This window comes from Micromonospora sp. DT81.3 (genome assembly GCF_049847225.1).
GTDB lineage: Bacteria > Actinomycetota > Actinomycetes > Actinomycetales > Microbacteriaceae > Microbacterium.
On the sequence record NZ_JBNCNY010000010.1, the window covers coordinates 135,857 to 153,473 of the forward strand.

The following is a 17,617-nucleotide window of genomic DNA, read 5'->3' on the forward strand; positions in this document are numbered from 1 at the left end:
GGGGGGTGGGTGGGGGGGGGGCGGGCGGCGGGGGGGGGTGTGTGCCATTGCCCTCTCCTGGGTGGGGCGGGGTGGTGTCGGCGGGGGCGCGCCGGGGGGGGCGCCACCCCTATCGATCGTTCGGCTCAGTTCCGGGTATCGGTCCTCAGCCGATCAGCCATCACCAGCCTTCGAGGCCGAGCTGCTGCGCCTGCTTCACCACGTCGGCGTCATAGAGCGCCGCGCCGTCCTCCGCCTCCCGGATGCCGGAGCCGACCTCGACCGTGATGTTCTCGAGGTTCGGTCCCTTGATGGGTGAGAGGAACTCGAGGGCCGGGTTGGTGTTGCCCTCGTCGAAGTAGGGCTGCATGTCCCTCAGGAGGCCCGGGACATCATCCGGCAGTGTGCACGCGGTCGTCGCGAACGGCCCGCTCGGCACCATGACCGTGGTCTGGATCTCGCAGCCTTCCGGAGAATTGAGGAACGCGACGAAGGTCTTGGCGGCCTCGAGCTTGTCGCCCTCGGTCGTCTTGGGGATGTAGACGGCGTTGGGCAGCCAGACGGTCAGCTTCGTGTCCTCGGCATTCTGGGCCGGGAGCGGGAAGACCCCGATGTTCTCCAGCTCGTCGGGGAAGTTCTGCTGGAACGTCGAGACGATGCCGGTGAGGATCGGGTAGTGCGCACCCTCGCCGGTCGCGACCATCCGTGCCCCATCGTCGTACAGCGCCGAGGCGAAGTCCTCGTTCCACCAGCCCGCTTCGAATCCGGCCTGCTGGTTCGCGAAGCCCGCGAGGGCCGGCTCGTCGACGTACTTGCGGTTGCCCGCCGTGTACTCCTCCGCCCAGTCGGGGTCCTGGGCGAGGACGTTGCCGAAGTCGCCGAGCACGAACACCTGGCTCGTCCAGGTGTCGCCGTACGTCTGGATGACGGGGGTGATGCCGGCTTCCTTGATGGCCTCGTTGTTCGCGGCGAACTCATCCCACGTGGTGGGAACCTGGAGCCCGAGATCGGCGTAGACCTTCTTGTTGTAGACCACGGCCCCGGCCTGGGTCGCCCCGAAGGGCGCGCCGTAGAGGCCGTTGTCCGTGGAGACGACCGGCTTCATGGTGTCGATGAGGTCGCCGGCCCACGCCTCGTCCCCGAGCGGGACCAGATTCTGATCGGGGTTCATCGCCTGGAACAGCGAACCGGAGTTGTAGTAGAAGACGTCTTCCATCTCGCCCGTGGCGAGCTTCGTCTTGATGAGGTTGTCGCCCTCGGTGCCGGCGGGCTGGGTCTCCAGCCGCACGGTGATGTCGTCGTTCTCCGCCTCGAACGCCTCGATCAGCGCTTCGGCGACAGCGACGTTCGTGCCGGTGTTCTGCGTGAGGAAGCTGATCTCGTTCGCGCCGCCCTCACCGCCGCCGCCGCCGTCGCCGCCGCTGCACGCGGCGAGAGGGAGGGCGAGGGCGAACACGCCCGCTGCCGCCACGATGGTTCTCCGGGTCGAAGAACTCTTCATCTTTACCTCCTTGTAAAGCAGCCCCGGGGCTGAGAGCCAGGACTGTCTGGCTGTGTTCTCACCGCTGTCGACTTCACTCAGCGGATGGTTGAAACGGTTCAACTGGAACGAGAGTACGACGCCCGGCCGGGAGAGTCAACGACCAATTCCGGTCCTGGCGGTAACGATCTCGTAACCCGGATGCCCCAGGTGCCCCGACATCCCGCTCCGGGTTGACAATCGGTCTTGAATCGTTTCAGGATGGAAGACCCTGTCGGCGAGGATGCCGGCGCGAAAGGACACGGAAACATGACGGATCTCCCGCCCGCCGCCGAATCCGACGAGGCGACGCGCATCGCAGGACTGCGCTCCTCGTTCGGGCGGGGTCTACTCGGCACCCCGCTGACCGGTCTCCGACTCTCGTGGGCGGTGCGAAGCGAGAACGCCGACGCCCGCCAGCTCGAATACCAGCTGGCCGTCTCGAGCGGAAACGGCGAGTGGGACGTGCAGCCCGCGATCGCGGGGGAGGTCTCCACCGGCATCCGCGACGCCCGCGGGTTCTCGGCCCGCGAGGTGCGACGCTACGCCGTGCGGGTGCGAACTCAGGTGGGCTGGACGGCCTGGAGTACCCCCCTCACCGTCGAGGCGGGCGTGCCGGGCGATGAGCTGGACGCCCGCGTCATCGGCATCCCGAGCGAGGTCGCCGGCCCGGTGCCCCTGCTGCGTCGGGAGTTCCGGCTCGAGACGGCCCCGCGATCTGCGCGCCTGCGCCTCAGCGCGCTCGGGCTGGTCGACGCCTGGATCAACGGCGTGCGGGTCTCGGATGCGCTGCTCACCCCCGGATGGACCTCCTACCAGAAGCGGGTGCTCGTCGACACGCTCGATGTGACCGACCTGCTCCGCGCCGGCGACAACGTTCTCGTCGCGGCGGTCGGCGACGGCTGGTATCGGGGGCCCTTCGGATTCGCACGGAGGACGGCCATCTACGGCGACCGCATCGGCGTGCTCGCCCAGCTCGAGCTCACAAGCCCCGACGGCGCCACCGAGATCATCGCGTCGGACGAGTCGTGGCGCGGGGGGTTCGGCGCTGTGCGGTCGGCGGGAATCTACGACGGCACGATCATCGACCAGTCCCTCGACGCGGTGGGCGTGCACGAGCCGGGTTTCGACGACACCGGCTGGACCCAGGCATCAATCATCGAGACCGACCTGGCGCGCTTCGAGCCCCGCGCGTCGGAGCCCGTCCGCGTCATCGCAGAGCGCGAGATGAGCATCGAACGCCGGAACGACCGCCTGCTGCTGGATTCCGGGCAGAACGTCTCGGGATGGGTGCGGCTCGTGGTGCGTGGCGCGGCGGGGGATGTCGTCACCATCCGCCACGCCGAGGTGCTGGAGCCGTCGGGGGAGCTGCACACCGCGGCGCTTCGGAAGGCGAAGGCCACCGACGTCTACACCCTGGCCTCGGACGGCGAGCACGTGCTCGAGCCGGTGTTCACCTTCCACGGCTTCCGCTACGCCGACGTCGTGGGCGACGCGGAGGTGGTCTCGGCCACGGCCATCGCCATCTCGAGCGACCTCGAACCGCGCAGCACGTTCCGCTCCTCCGATGCGGCTCTGGACCAGTTCCACTCGAACGTGCTGTGGTCCCAGCGCGACAACTTCGTCTCCGTGCCGACCGACTGCCCGCAGCGCGACGAGCGCCTCGGGTGGACGGGCGACGCACAGGCCTTCGCGGCGACCGCGAACACGCTGCTGGATACCGAGGCGTTCTGGATGTCGTGGCTGCGCGACCTCGAGATCGATCAGACCGACGAGGGCGGTGTGCCCTCGGTGGTGCCCGACATCATCCGTCGCCAGGACATGCTGATGGGCGGCACGCCCACCGACAACATGGGGCGTGCCGGGTGGGCGGATGCCGCGACCATCGTGCCGCTCGCGGTATACGAGTCGTACGGCAGCACGGAGGTGCTCGAACGGCAGCTCGACAGCATGAGACGGTGGGTGGGCCACCTGCGCCGGCGTGCGGGCCACGGGATCGTGCTGCCGACGGAGCCGTTCCAGTACGGCGACTGGCTCGACCCGGATGCCCCGGCCGCGCGCCCGTGGGAGGCCAAGGTATCTAGCGACTACGTCGCGAACGCGTTCTACGTGCACTCGGCACGGCTGGTCGCGCGCGCCGAGCGCCTCGTGGGCGATGCCCAGGCGGCATCCCAGTACGACGCCCTCGCCGATTCGGTCGCAGCGGCGACCTGGGAGCGGTGGGGCGAGGAGGCCGTCTCGACCCAGACCGGCGCCGCGCTCGCGCTCGAGTTCCGCATCGCACCCGAGGAGCGCCGGGCCGGCCTCGCGGACGCCCTCGCCGCGAACGTCGCCAGGTCGGATGGGCGCATCTCGACCGGCTTCCTCGGCACGCCGCTGGTGCTCTTCGCGCTGTCGAACAACGGCCACGTCGCCGAGGCGTACCGCATGGTGCTGCGCCACGAAGCGCCGTCATGGCTCTACCAGGTCGACCGCGGCGCCACCACGGTCTGGGAGCGGTGGGACGCCATCCTCCCGGACGGCTCCATCCACGGCGGCGACATGGATGCCGGCAACAGCGGCGGCGAGAGCGGCGGCATGCTCTCGTTCAACCACTACGCCTACGGGGCGATGATCGACTGGGTCTACCGGACGGTCGCGGGGCTGGCACCGGATGCGGAGAGCCCCGGCTATCGCACGGTCCACGTCGCCCCGCGACCGGCGCGCGCGCTCGACCGCGCCGCCGCGACGATCGCGACCGGGCTCGGTGAGCTGTCCATCGACTGGCGCCTCGACGGCGATGCGCTGGAGGCGACGCTGACCGTGCCGTTCGGCGCCCGCGCCCTGCTGGACCTGCCGCTCACCGAGTCCTCCACCGTCACGGTCAACGGTGACCCGGCGCCCGCCGAACTGCACCACGGCACCCACCGCATCACCGTCACCGCACCGGCCGTCGCGTGAGCGCCGGCCCGATCGACGAGAGCCACCTGAAGGAGATCCCTGTGACCACCCCCGTCGTCTCCCGCGTCAGCACCGACGCACCATACGGCAGCGACACCGTTCCCTCGCCCGCCCCACGCCTCGGCTGGGTCACCGAGACCGACGCACCCGACTGGATCCAGGCATCCGCGGAACTGGAGCTGACCCGCCCGAGCGGGGTGCATCACCACACCGTGGACGGGCGGGAGTCGGTGCAGATCGCGTGGCCGTTTCCACCGCTCGCACCCCGCGAAGAGGCGGAGCTGCGCGTCCGCGTCACCGGCGCCGACGGCGTCGGCGGCGAGTGGAGCGCCCCCCGCCGCATCTTCGCCGGGTTCCTCGGCGAGGGCGAATGGACGGCGGAGGCGATCGGCCTCGCGGACCCCTCCCAGCATGCGCAGCCCGCGTACCTGCGCACCGCGTTCGAGGTCGAGGGCGAGGTCGCCCGGGCGACCCTGTATGCCACCGCGGTCGGCGTGTACCAGGCGGCCGTGAACGGCACGGACGTCGATGACCAGGTGATGAAGCCCGGCTGGACGCCGTACCAGGCGCGCACCATCCACGAGACGTCGGATGTCACGGCCTCGGTCACCGAGGGGCGCAATGCCCTCGGCATCCGCCTCGCCGGCGCCTGGGCGACGGAGTACTTCGGCTTCCGCGACGATGCGCATCCGCACTACGGCGCCCAGCCGCGGGTCGCCGCGCAGCTGCTGATCGAGTACGCCGACGGCCGCTCGCAGCTCGTCGCCACCGACCCATCGTGGAAGGCCTCCACCGGCGCGCTCGTGGCGAGCGGGCTTTACCAGGGCGAGACGTTCGACGCGCGCGTCGGCGTCGGCGCCTTCGGCGCTCGCGCCAAGAGCACCGACGCTTCCCCGGCCCAGCCCGGTTTCAGCGAGGTGGGATTCGACGACTCCGCGTGGCCGGCGGCCGCCGCGGCGGAGACCATCGTCGCCCCGGAGCCGCGCACGTCGCCCTTCGTGCGCCGGATCGAGGAGCTGCCGGTGCGCGAGGTGATCACCACCCCGGAGGGAAGGACGGTGCTCGACTTCGGCCAGAACCTGGTCGGCCGGCTCCGCATCCGGGTGCAGGGCCCCGCCGGAACGACCGTGACCCTTCGGCACGCCGAGGTCCTGGAGCACGGCGAGCTGGGCACCCGTCCGCTGCGCGCCGCCGAGGCGACCGACCACTACACGCTCGCGGGCACCGGGGGCGCGGAGGAGTGGGAGCCGGAGTTCACGTTCCACGGGTTCCGCTACGCGGAGATCTCCGGGTGGCCGGGGGAGTTCGATCCCGCCGACGTCACAGCGGTCGTGCTGCACAGCGACATGGAGCGCACCGGCTGGTTCGAGACCTCGCATCCGCTCGTCTCGCAGCTGCACGAGAACATCGTGTGGGGGCTCCGGGGCAACTTCCTCTACCTTCCGACGGACTGTCCCCAGCGGGACGAGCGCCTCGGCTGGACGGGCGACATCCAGGTCTTCGCCCCGACCGCGAGCTTCCTCTACGACGTGCGGGGGTTCCTCGACTCGTGGCTGCGCGACCTTTCGATCGAGCAGGAGGCCGGCGGAGGGGTCGTGCCGTTCGTGGTGCCCAACGTGCTGGGCGCGCCGAAGCCCGCGGCCGCGTGGGGCGACGCCGCGACCGTCGTGCCGTGGGTGCTGAACGAGAGATTCGGGGATGTCGCGACGCTCGAGCGCCAGTATCCGAGCATGACGTCGTGGGTCGACACCCTGCTCGAGATCGCGGGCGATCGCCGTCTGTGGGAGGGACGCTTCCAGTTCGGCGACTGGCTCGACCCGGATGCGCCGCCGGACCAGCCCGCGAAGGCCAAGACCGACGGCGACATCGTGGCCAGCGCTCACCTCTTCCTCTCCACCCGCAACGTCGCGCACGCGGCGGAGCTGCTGGGCAGGGACGAGGACGCCGAGCGCTACGGCCGCATCGCCGAGGAGGTGCGCGCCGCGTTCCTCGCCGAGTACCTGACCCCCTCGGGACGAATGGTCTCGGACGCGCAGACCGCGTACGCGATGGCGATCGTGTTCGGCATCGCGCCGGAGGGTCTACTCCCCGCGCTCGGTGCTCGTCTCGCCGAACTCACGCGCCGGGGCGGCTACCGCATCGGCACGGGCTTCGTCGGCACGCCGATCATCGCGGACGCCCTGAGCAGCACCGGGCACGTCGACGCCGCGACCCGCCTGCTCACCCAGACCGAGAACCCCTCGTGGCTCTATCCCGTGACCATGGGCGCGACGACGATCTGGGAACGGTGGGACTCGATGCTGCCCGACGGCACCATCAACCCCGGCGAGATGACCTCGTTCAACCACTACGCCCTGGGTGCGATCGGCGACTGGCTGCACCGGGTCGTCGCAGGACTGGCGCCGGCGGCGCCCGGCTACGCGAAGCTGCGCATCGCGCCGACACCGCTCGCGGGATTCGACTTCGCCTCGGCCGAGCACCTCACGCCCTACGGTCGGGCCGAGGCCGGCTGGCGTCGCGAGGGGAGTCGGATCGTGATCGAGGCCGTCGTGCCGCCGAACACGACCGCCACAGTGGTGATCGAGGGCGAAGAGCACGAGGTCGGCTCGGGAACGCATCGCTGGGAGATCGACGACGCGGGAGACACCCCCGCACCGCCGGTCGTCGATCTCGATTCCAGCCTCTCGGTGGTCATCGATGACCCTGAGGCATATCGCGTGGTGCTCGACGTGATCGCGGAGGAGAAGCCGGAGGCTGCGGAGCGCATCCGCAGGAACACGACGTGGGCGGAGGGTCGACGGCTCGAGGAGGCGCTGTCCCGGGATGCCGGGCCGGCGCTCCGAGAGAGGGTGGCCGACCGTCTGGCAGAGTTGACCGCGAGCCGCTCGGGCGGCTGAGTCTTTCTGATGACACGGTCCGAGGCGAGGAGAACGGGGCGGGCGTGGCAGTGAGTGTGCGGGATGTGGCGGCCGCGGCATCCGTGTCGGTCGGCACTGTCTCGAACGTGCTCAATCGGCCGGCGAAGGTCGCGCCCGCCACGGTGGAGCGCGTGCTGCACGCGATCGAGCAACTGGGCTTCGTCCGCAACGACGCCGCCCGGCAGCTGCGCGCGGGTCGAAGCCGAAGCATCGGCCTGATCGTGCTCGATGTGCGCAACCCGTTCTTCACCGACGTCGCCCGTGGCGCCGAGGACCGGGCCGCCGAAGAGGGCATGACCGTGCTGCTCGGCAACAGCGATGAGAACGCCTCGAGGGAGGGCTCCTATCTCGACCTGTTCCAGGAACAGCGGGTGAACGGGGTGCTGATCACCCCCGTGGCCGAAGACATCACGCGGCTCGAGCGGCTGCAGGCGGGAGGCACGCCCGTCGTGCTCGTCGACCGTCACACCGAGGACGACGCGTTCTGCTCGGTGGCGGTCGACGACGTCGAGGGTGGGCACCTCGCCGGAGCGCACCTCACGGCGATCGGGCGCCGGCGGATCGCGTTCGTCGGGGGCCCGCCCTCCATCCGCCAGGTCGCCGACCGGCTGCTCGGCGCGCGGCGGGCTGTGGATGCGACCCCCGGAGCGACGCTCGAGGTGATCGAGATGACAGCGCTGACCGTGCTGGAGGGGCGGAGAGCCGGAGAGGGGATCGTCTCCCGCGCCCCGGACGATCGCCCGGATGCGATCTTCGCCGCGAACGACCTGCTCGCGGTGGGCCTTCTGCAGGCCCTCGTGATGAGCGGCGACCTGCGCGTTCCCGACGACATCGCGCTCATCGGCTACGACGACATCGACTTCGCGGCGGCCACGGTCGTGCCGCTCAGTTCCGTTCGGCAGCCGGCGTCGCTCATCGGCTACACCGCGGTCGATCTGCTGCTGCGCGAACTCGGTCTCGCCGATGACGGCGAGAGCGCCCAGGAGCGGGCGGTGCTCTTCCGGCCGGAACTCGTGGTGCGCGAGTCCACCGGCGGCTGATCCATGGCCGGATATTGGGAGAGCACCGCACCGGGGAGGGGACGCCGGGCTCCGCGTGCCGAGGCGGTGAGCGACGCGCGGGTGCTGAGTCTCAATGGATCGTGGCGGTTCCGGCTCTCGCCGACCGCGGCGGGCTCGGGCGAGGAGTTCGTCGGGGAGGACTTCGACGATTCCGGCTGGGATGCGATGCCCGTGCCGTCGCACTGGGTGCTGGAGGAGTTCACCCCGCTCGCCGGCGGACCGCCGCGCTCGATGCGGGGCACGGCCGAGGGTCCGCTGTACACCAACACCGCCTATCCGATTCCGCTCGACGCTCCCCGGGTGTCGACCGAGAACCCGACCGGCGACTACCGCCTGGTCTTCGACGTGCCGGCGGATTGGGAGTCGGCGGTGCTGCGGTTCCAGGGCGTCGACTCTTGTGCCAAGGTGTGGCTCAACGGCGTCGAGCTGGGGTGGTCGATGGGCAGCCGGCTCCCGTTCGAGTTCGACGCGGCGGTGGTTCCAGGCCCGAACCTGCTCGCCGTGCGGGTGCACCGCTGGTCGGCGGGCACCTACCTCGAAGACCAGGACATGTGGTGGCTCCCCGGGATCTTCCGCGACGTCGAGCTGATCGAGCGGCGCGCCGGCGCCATCGACGACCACTTCGTGCACGCCGACTTCGACGCGCGGACGGGCATGGGCGCGCTGCGGGTGGATGCCACGGCCGAGGCCATCGTAGAGGTGCCGGAGCTCGGCATCCGGATGCCGGCGGGGGAGACGGCGCGCGTGCCCGTCGAGCCCTGGAGCGCCGACGCGCCTCGGCTTTACAGCGGGACCCTCACCTCGGCGGGTGAGGTGGTGCAGCTCGCGATCGGCTTCCGCCGCGTGGAGATCCGGGACGGGGTGTTCGAGGTGAACGGACGGCCGCTCACCTTTCGCGGCGTGAACCGGCATGAGCACCATCCCGACACCGGCCGCACCCTGAGCCGCGCCACGATGATCGAGGACATCGTGCTGATGAAGCGCGCGAACATCGACGCCGTGAGAACGAGCCACTACCCGCCGCATCCCGAGTTCCTGCGGCTCTGCGACGAGTATGGGCTGTGGGTGGTGGTGGAGTGCGACCTCGAGACGCACGGGTTCATCTATGACGGCTGGGCCACCAACCCTCCGGACGATCCTGCCTGGCGTGAGGCGATCCTCGACCGGATGCGGCGCACCGTCGAACGGGACAAGAACCGCCCCAGCGTCGTGATCTGGTCGCTCGGCAACGAGAGCGGCACGGGCGAGGCCTTCGCCGGGCTGGAACGCTGGACCCGTGAGCGGGACCCGTCGCGGCCGGTGCTCTACGAGCGCGACCCCAGCTACCGCAACTCGGACTTCTACTCGCTGATGTATCCCTCGCTCGAGCTGCTCGAGCATATCGGTCGCGGCGAGGAGCCGGCACCGGAGGGGATCGACGAGACCGACGAGGCACGACGCCGGGGGCTGCCCTTCCTTCTCATCGAGTACGCGCACGCGATGGGCAACGGACCAGGGTCGCTGCAGGACTACTGGGCGATCATGGACGCGCACCCCCGCCTCTGCGGTGGCTTCGTGTGGGAGTGGATCGACCACGGCTTCTCGGCACGCACGGCCGAGGGCGTGCCGTTCATCATGCACGGCGACGACGTGGAGTACGAGCCGCGGGGCGGGCGCTTCAGCCTGCACGGGCTGGTGTTCAGCGACCGCACGCCGACGCCGGGCCTCGTCGAGCTCGCCAAGGCCTACGCGCCGATCTCGATCCGGGTCGGGGCCGAGGTGGAGATCGCCAACGCGCGTCACTCCGCCGACACGTCCGACCTTGCCTTCCGGTGGGCGGTCGAGATCGACGGCCGCGTCGCGGAGTCGGGGACGCTCGCGGTGGAACCCGTGCCCGCGGGCGCGAGCCTCACCGTGCCACTGCCCTTCGACCTGAGCGCCTCACCCGACGCCGTGCTCACGGTGGAGGCGGCGCTCGCCGCCGATGGCTCCTGGGCCCCGGCCGGGCACGTGGTGGCGTGGGGCCAGGCCGTCGCCGAGCCCGTGCGCGCATCCACCTCCCCCGCATCCACCGCCCCCGCATCCACCGCCCCTGCATCCGCCGTCTCGGCGCCGGGCGAGACCGCCCGCGCGCCCGCCGGTACGGACATCGCGATCGGCGCCGCGGTCTTCGACGCGACGACGGGCCGGATGCGGCGGCTCGGCGCCCTCGAGCTCGACGGTCCGTGGCTCGACCTGCACCGCGCGCCCACCGAGAACGACCACGGTCAAGGCGACCTGAACGACATCGCCTCGGTGTGGCGCAAGACCGGCGCTGACCGCCTGCGGCACCGCACCGACTCCGTCGATGCGGGAGCGGACTGGCTGCGCGTGACGGGGCGCACCGCGCCGACTTCCCATCCGCACGGGGTGGAGTGGCAGATGCTGTGGCGCGCCGATGGGGACGGAATCGCGCTCGAGACGACGGTGGACTTCGTCGGCCCCTGGCGGGACACCCCGTACATGCACCGCGACATCTGGGTTCCCCGGGTGGGGCTGCTCTTCTCCCTCCCCGGCGGCTACGACGCCGCCCGATGGTGGGGCCGGGGTCCGGGTGAGACGTACGTCGACTCTTGCGAGGGGTCACGCCGCGGGGTCTTCGCGCGCACGATCGAGGAGCTTCAGGTCGACTACCCCGTGCCGCAGGAGAACGGCAACCACATCGAGACGCGGTGGCTGGAGCTCTCCGGGTCTTGGGTGCCGAATCTGCGGGTCGACGGGCGCCCGGAGTTCGACTTCACCGCCCGGCGGTGGACGTCGTTCGACCTGCAGCGCGCCGCCAAGCCGCACGAGCTCGTCGACACCGGCCGCGTGTGGCTGAACATCGATCACCGGCAGCAGGGTCTCGGCTCGGCATCCGTCGGCCCCGCGCTGCCCGAGCGCTACCGCGTGCCGCGGGAGCGGACGACGTGGAGCGTGCGGCTGTCTTCGGTCTGAGCCCGGGGAGGCTCAGGCGCCGAGCCGGCGCACGTCGTCGAAGAGGGTGACCGTCCCCACCTGGCCTCCCTTGAGCAGCAGTTCCAGGCCGTCGAGGTGGGTCGCCTCCGCGTGCGCTCGAAGCAGCACCACATTGCCCCACGGGTTGGCCGCGATCGACAGCGAGTGGATGCCGAGAAGCCGGGTGACCCGGCTGGAGGTGTCTCCACCGCACACGATGATCCTTCGTGTGACTCCCGCCGCCGCGGCCCTCTCGATGATGGATGCGGCGGCCCGGGCGATCCCTTCGAGCGGCGCAACGACGCCTGCGGTGTCGGCGTCGTCGGAGGTGAACGCGACGCTGCGCCCCGTGCCGAGGGCCGCGACGGTGTCGGAGATGGCCTGCGCGAGGACGCCGTCGCCGAGATACCCGTCACCGAGCGGCAACGGCCGCACCAGCCAGCCGGCGTCGGCCGCGGCATCAGCCTGCCGTCGCGTCTGGCGCGACCGGCTTCCCGATACTGCCAGCACCGGACCCGTCGCCGGCGTAGAGACTGGCGGCGGCGGGGCGCCGTGCGCATCGGCCGCGGCGAGCCCGTGACTCAGCCCCCCGGAGCCGATCGCGAACACCGGCTCGGGCATCCGCCAGATCGCCGCCCCCACGGCGATCAGGTGCTCGTCGGTGAGCGCGTCGAGCACGACGAGCGCGTCACCGTCGGCGAGGCGCTCGTCGAGGTTCTCGTCGTAGGCGACGAGCGGGATGCCGCCGACCTCCAGGCTCGTCTGCCGGCTCAGGTGCACCCGCAGATCGGAGTCGGTCATCGGGGTCGACGGGTGGGTGGACATCGTGGGCTGCCGGTCGAGGCGGTAGATCATGCCGTCTTCGGCCGCGAAGTGGTGGCCGAAGACCGTATAGCGCCCGAAGTCCGGCTGGGCGAAGAGCACCGGCACCGGTCGCTCGGCGATCACCTCGCGAGCGATCTCGGCCACCCGCCCGAGGCTGCCGATGGTCGGGGAGGAGTCGGCCGTGGACGATGCCTTGTACTGCACGACGTGCGCGCCGGCATCTCGCAGGGCCTCCAGCGCCGGCCGCAGCTCGTCCTCGATCCCGGCCGTGGGAAGGGACCGGGCGATCCCTGCGATTCCCACGACGTCCACTTCGGCGGCGGCGGCCGCCAGTGCCGCGCCGGTCGGGACGGAGGTGAAGAGGCGTCCTGTCCACCCGCGGCGGGCGAACTGGAGCAGCGCATCGACGCTGCCGGTGAAGTCGTCGCCATAGAAGCCGACGCGCGCCTTCCCGCGGCGCGCGCCGGCCACGCCCTCCGGCGACAGGCCCCCGTCAGACACGCTCGCCTCTAGACACACGCGCCACAAAAACACGCAGACCTCTAAACACGCCCACCTCTAAACACGCCCACCTCTAAACACGCACAGGCCCGAAGCTCTCGGTCGCGCGCCGGAGTGCATCGGAGGCGGCGTACGCGTCCTCCGCGCTCTCGCCGCGCGCCGCGGACGCCCATGCGTCGCGCATGCTCTGCACGCCGGCCATGGGACCGTCGGGGTGGCCGTGGATGCCGCCACCGGCGAGCACGAGAAGGTCGGTCGTCCCCACCGCCGCGTAGGTGGCGTGCGCGAGTCCTCCCCACTGCCCGCTCGAGAGCACCGGCACGGTCGGCGTGAGACCGAGCAGCGGCTCGCGGACGGCGGCGATCGAGTCGAGCACCTCGGCGTCGGACTCGTAGAACTTGTTGCTGATGCCGTTGGTGTGCAGGTGGTCGGCCCCACTCAGCCGCGCGAGCTTCTGCCATGCGCGGAACCCGATCCCCACCTGGTCCGATCGGGCGATCGCGCCCAGCATGGCGCGGTGACCGTGGATCGGGACGGTGGAGTGCCGGTTGAGGAAATCGAGGCCCGCGAGCCCGATGAGGTTGATGCACGCCATGACGCACGTGCCGCCTGCCTCGACCACCAGGTCGTGGTTCGCCTCGAGGCGACCGATGTCGTCGGTGATGTTGAAGGCGTACATCGGCTTGACGCCGGTGCGGTCGGCGTGGCGTTCCAGCACAGGCATCACCGCCCGGACGCGAGCCGCCAGCGGCGCGGAAGGTCCGTTGCCCTGCAGTTCGTCGTCCTTGATGAAGTCGATGCCGGCCGCGGCCAGCTCACCGACGAGCTCCGCAAGCTCATCCGGGGCAAGGCCGATGCTCGGCTTGATGATCGTGCCGATCATCGTGCCCTCGGTCCGACCCATCAGCCGGCGGGTGCCCTCGACGCCGAAGGAGGGGCCGGGATACCGGTCGGCGAAGGGCGCCGGCAGGTCGAGGTCGAGAAGGCGGATGGCGGCGAGCTCCTTGAGCTCGAACAGGTTGCCCGCCACGGCCGCGAGCAGGTTCGGCAGGGAAGGCCCGAAGTTGTCGAGCGGGAACCGCAGCTTCAGGATGGCGCGCCGGCGCTCGGACGGGTCGCCGACGGCGCCGGGCAACGGCGGGGAGCCCGTGAGCGGGATCTCCTGGATGCTGTCGACCTGGGCCGCGAACCGGGCGCGCAGGTCGTCGGACTCACGAGCCACCCGCACGAACGTTCCGGTGGACTGCTCGCCGGCGAGCACCTCGGCAGCATGCCGGAGGGGCAGGGACGTCTCGATGACGTACTTCGCGACGACCGTGTGCGCGCTCATCCCGTTCACCCCGTTCACCACACCAGGGGAAGCCACACGGACATCTCCCCCGGGCCCCGGTTGCCCCACGCGAAGTAGGGGATGAGCCGCGCCCGGGCGGCGCCGACCGGCGCGGCATCCAGGTCGTCGTAGAGGTCGTCGCCCGCCTCGGGGAGCACCGTGAGCTCGCCCTCCAGCGCGATCAGGCGCCGGCCGTCGATGTGCGCCTCCACCGGGGTCAGCTCTGCGCCGCGGCGCAGCGCCGCCCGCTCCAGCACGACGCCCTCCGGCAGGTCCGCGCTTTCCAGGCAGTACACGACCGGCCCTCGCTGCACGGCGACCTGGTTCGTGATCTCCTCGGCCAGGCGGTGACCGCGCAGGATGCGCACCGGCATGGGAAGCGTCAGCACGACCTCGTCGCCCGGCGACCACGCGCGCTCGATCCTCGTGTACGCGCCCGGTGCCGACACCGGCACGGGGTCGCCGTTCACCGTGAGAGTCGCACCCGCCGACCAGCCGGGGATGCGCATGTGCAGCGGCACTCCGCCGCCCACGGCATCCGTCACCGTGAAGCCGATCCGCCCGTCCCAGGGGTAGTCGCTGTCCTCGCGCAGTGCGAGGGAGCGTCCGTTCTCATCGGCGCCGCGCAGGTCGCTGCCGCCGTAGAGGTGCACGTGCAGCCCGTCGGCCGAGACGGAGGCGGCGAGCTGGTGGAACCGCGCGAGCGTGCGTGCGATGTTCGGCGGGCAGCAGAAGCAGCTCAGGTAGCGCTCGCGCAGCCGCTCGTCCGACGGCGGCGGTGGCGGGGTGGGGTGCTGACCGGTGTCGCCAGGGCGCCGGAGGGGAAAGGGGAGCTCCCGCACCTGGCGGAGCGCATTGGTGTAGAAGTACTCCGAGCCCTCGAGGCTGACGCTGGCGAGCAGGCTGTTGAACGCGACCCGCTCGATGACATCGGCGTATCCGGCGTCGCCCGTGAGCGACAGCATCCGCTCGCCCCACAGGATCAGCCCGATGTTCGCGCACGACTCCGCATGCGCGGTCGTGTTGGGCAGCTGATACGCGCGGCCGTACGCCTGGTGCACGCGGCTGATCTCGCCCTGCCACGGGTAGCCGTCCGGCGACGCGCCGTCGTAGAGCGCGCCGCAGCCACCGGTGATGTAGAGCTTGGTGTCGACCACGTCGCGCCAGAGATTCTCCAGCACGCCGGTCAGCTGCTCGTCGCCGGTCTCGGCCACCAGGTCGGCGAGACCCGCGTACAGGTAGTTGGCACGGACAGCGTGACCGGCCACCGTCGTTTGCAAGCGCACCGGGATGCGGTCCTGATTGTCGTCGCCGCCCTCGTCGAAGTCGTCGCGCACCCGGACGAACGCCTCCATCAGGCGCAGGTAGCGCTCGTCGCCGGTGACCCGGTACAGGTCGACGACCGCCATGTAGTGCGAGGGGCAGATCGCGCTGCGGGCCAGCTCCAGCGGCTTGTTCGTCGCGAGGTCCTCCAGGAACGAGGCGGCGCGGCGCGCTGCGTCGAGCAGCGTCGCGCTTCCCGTCACTTCGAAGTGCCGCACGCCGGCGGTGATGAGGTGACCGAGGTTGTACGTCTCGAAGTTGAAGCGATCCGCCAGCGCAGCAACCGGTTCGTCGTTGCGCGCCGCGATGATCGTCGGCGTGTGCAGGTAGCCGTCCGCCCGCTGCACCGAGGCGATCAGCTCGGCGAGTTCCTCGATCCGGGCGGCGAGGTCCGGGTCGGGGTCGGTCTCGAGCGAGTCGATCGCCGCCTCGAGCCACTTGTAGAAGTCGCCGTCCATGAAGGGCGGGCCGTAGTGGATGCCGGAGTCCAGCCCCGCCGCGATGCGGAAGTTGCGGAGCCCGGGGCTGACGGCGGGGTCGCTCAGCGACTCCCAGATGCGGGGGATGGTGACATCCCTCGTGCGCTCGCGCAGGGCGCCCCAGAATCCGCGGGTCCAGCGGGCGTGGTCAGCATCGAGCGCACGCAGCGGTGCGTGCACCCGGAGAGCTGTGGTGGGAGGCATGCGAAGTCCTTCCGAGTGCCGTTCAGTCTGGTGCCGCGGCGGGTGCCCGGCAAGCGGCGCCGAAGTGAAGGAGAGGTGCCGTGAGAACGATTCAGCCACATAATGAATAGAATTTCAACCCTGAGTGTTGACACACACCGGATTTCTGCCTACTGTCGCAGACATACCCCGCTCCACAGCAAACGTCGTCGTCAAGGAGGACGCTATGAACACCCGAACCAAGCGCCGTGGTCTCGTCACCACCGGATTCGCGCTCGCCGCCGTCGTGGCGCTGGCGGGCTGCGCCGGCACCGGATCGGCGGCCCCCAGCGGCGACCCAGAAGAGGCGAGCGGTGCCACCGGCACCGACCCGGAGTCGTTCACCGTCCTCACCGCGAATGAGAACGCGACGCTCGAGGCGCAGCTCACCGCCCTCTCAGAGGACCAGTGCGAAGCCGAGAACGAAGCCCTTCCCCTCGAGCACCAGAAGACGGCCCAGGCGGACGTCGTACAGAAGGTCACGCTGCTCGCCAGCCAGGACGCGCTTCCCGCCCACTTCATCGCCGGCACGGCCATGGTGCGCCCGGACGGCGACCTCGGCGCCGGTGGCCTCGTGCTCGACTACGAGGAGCTGCTCTCGGCATCCGGCGCGTGGGAGAACGTGCTTCCCGCCGCGGCATCCACTGTTCAGAACGTCTACGGCGGCATGGTCTCGCTGCCGTACCAGTACAACCTCGAGGGCATCTGGTACAACAAGGCCATCTTCGAGGAGGAGGGGATCGAAGAGCCGCAGACGTTCGACGAGCTCCTCGATGCGAGCGAGCAGCTCACCGAGGCCGGCTACACCGCGCTCGCGCAGCCCGGTGCCGCCGGCTGGCCGCTGACGCGCCTGATGGGCATGCACATCTTCCGCGAGGTCGGCCCGGACGCGATGGAGAAGGTGCGCGACGGCGAAGCCAAGCTCACCGACGAGGGCTACGTCGCCGGCGCCGCCGCGTTGCAGGACATGGCCCAGAGCGGGTTCTTCGGGGAGGGCTTCAGCTCGGTCGAGCCGGATGCCGCGACCGCGGCCTTCCTGACCGGCAGCGCCGCCATGAAGTACGACGGCACCTGGCTGCTCAGCAACATCAACGACGAGGAGCAGAACCAGATCGGCATCGAGAACGTCGGCTTCATGCCGTTTCCGGCCGTCGACGGCGGGGAAGGCTCCATCGACCAGTGGCCGGCGAACGCCGGTGCCGCAATGGCCGCGAACCCGAAGACCGCCGGCCCGAAGGTCGCCGCCTGGTTCGACTGCATCGCCGAGAACTACGGCCAGCAGGCCCTGTCCGACGCGGGCGTGCTCTCGGGCTTCAAGGTCAACGGCGATGTCGGAGACATCCCGGAGACGACTGCGTTCGTGCAGGAGAAGATGGCCGAGATCGACGAGACCGTCCTCTGGTTCGAAGCGCTCCTCGACGCCAAGTCCAACTCGCTCGCCTCGACGAACGTGTCGCTGCTCACCACGGGCCAGATGACGCCCGAGCAGTACATGGCCGACCTGCAGGCGAGCATCGACGCCGCCGGCTGATCCGAATCGAGGCCCGGCTCTCGCGGTCAGCGGG

At 70.6% G+C, this 17,617-nt stretch carries 9 protein-coding genes; 5 read left to right on the forward strand and 4 right to left on the reverse strand.

The window, feature by feature from the left end:
- Positions 1-160: 160 nt before the first annotated feature.
- Positions 161-1,480 carry an ABC transporter substrate-binding protein gene (locus ACPW96_RS19265; protein WP_425885027.1) on the reverse strand — a complete coding sequence of 440 codons (1,320 nt, stop codon included), beginning with the start codon at positions 1,478-1,480 and terminating at the stop codon, positions 161-163.
- A gap of 240 nt (positions 1,481-1,720) precedes the next feature.
- On the opposite strand from ACPW96_RS19265, the gene ACPW96_RS19270 reads away from it, so the two are divergent.
- Genes ACPW96_RS19270 through ACPW96_RS19285 form a run of 4 tightly spaced genes read left to right on the forward strand, consistent with a single transcriptional unit; the run spans position 1,721 to position 11,372 of the window.
- A complete protein-coding gene (locus ACPW96_RS19270) occupies positions 1,721-4,438 on the forward strand; it encodes a family 78 glycoside hydrolase catalytic domain (protein ID WP_425885029.1) in 2,718 nt (905 codons plus the stop codon).
- Positions 4,439-4,479: 41 nt separating this feature from the next.
- A complete protein-coding gene (locus tag ACPW96_RS19275; RefSeq protein ID WP_425885031.1) occupies positions 4,480-7,335 on the forward strand; it encodes a family 78 glycoside hydrolase catalytic domain in 2,856 nt (951 codons plus the stop codon).
- 44 nt (positions 7,336-7,379) lie between these two features.
- Positions 7,380-8,396 carry a LacI family DNA-binding transcriptional regulator gene (locus ACPW96_RS19280; RefSeq protein ID WP_425885033.1) on the forward strand — a complete coding sequence of 339 codons (1,017 nt, stop codon included), beginning with the start codon at positions 7,380-7,382 and terminating at the stop codon, positions 8,394-8,396.
- Positions 8,397-8,399: 3 nt separating this feature from the next.
- Positions 8,400-11,372: a glycoside hydrolase family 2 TIM barrel-domain containing protein gene (locus tag ACPW96_RS19285; RefSeq protein WP_425885034.1), complete on the forward strand. Its 2,973-nt coding sequence runs from the start codon at positions 8,400-8,402 to the stop codon at positions 11,370-11,372.
- Between the two features lie 12 nt (positions 11,373-11,384).
- Here ACPW96_RS19285 and ACPW96_RS19290 read toward each other — a convergent pair whose 3' ends face one another.
- The 3 genes from ACPW96_RS19290 to ACPW96_RS19300 form a co-directional block, all read right to left on the reverse strand.
- Positions 11,385-12,698 carry a four-carbon acid sugar kinase family protein gene (locus ACPW96_RS19290; RefSeq protein ID WP_425885035.1) on the reverse strand — a complete coding sequence of 438 codons (1,314 nt, stop codon included), beginning with the start codon at positions 12,696-12,698 and terminating at the stop codon, positions 11,385-11,387.
- 73 nt (positions 12,699-12,771) lie between these two features.
- Entirely contained in the window at positions 12,772-14,028 is a 1,257-nt protein-coding gene (locus ACPW96_RS19295) for a RuBisCO large subunit C-terminal-like domain-containing protein (RefSeq protein ID WP_425885036.1), read from the reverse strand.
- A 14-nt stretch (positions 14,029-14,042) separates the two neighbouring features.
- Entirely contained in the window at positions 14,043-16,034 is a 1,992-nt protein-coding gene (locus ACPW96_RS19300) for a glycoside hydrolase family 127 protein (RefSeq protein WP_425885038.1), read from the reverse strand.
- Positions 16,035-16,239: 205 nt separating this feature from the next.
- Between ACPW96_RS19300 and ACPW96_RS19305 the strand changes: the two genes are divergently transcribed.
- On the forward strand, positions 16,240-17,583 hold the full coding sequence (locus tag ACPW96_RS19305) for an ABC transporter substrate-binding protein (protein ID WP_425885040.1): 1,344 nt from the start codon (positions 16,240-16,242) through the stop codon (positions 17,581-17,583).
- Positions 17,584-17,617 lie beyond the last annotated feature (34 nt).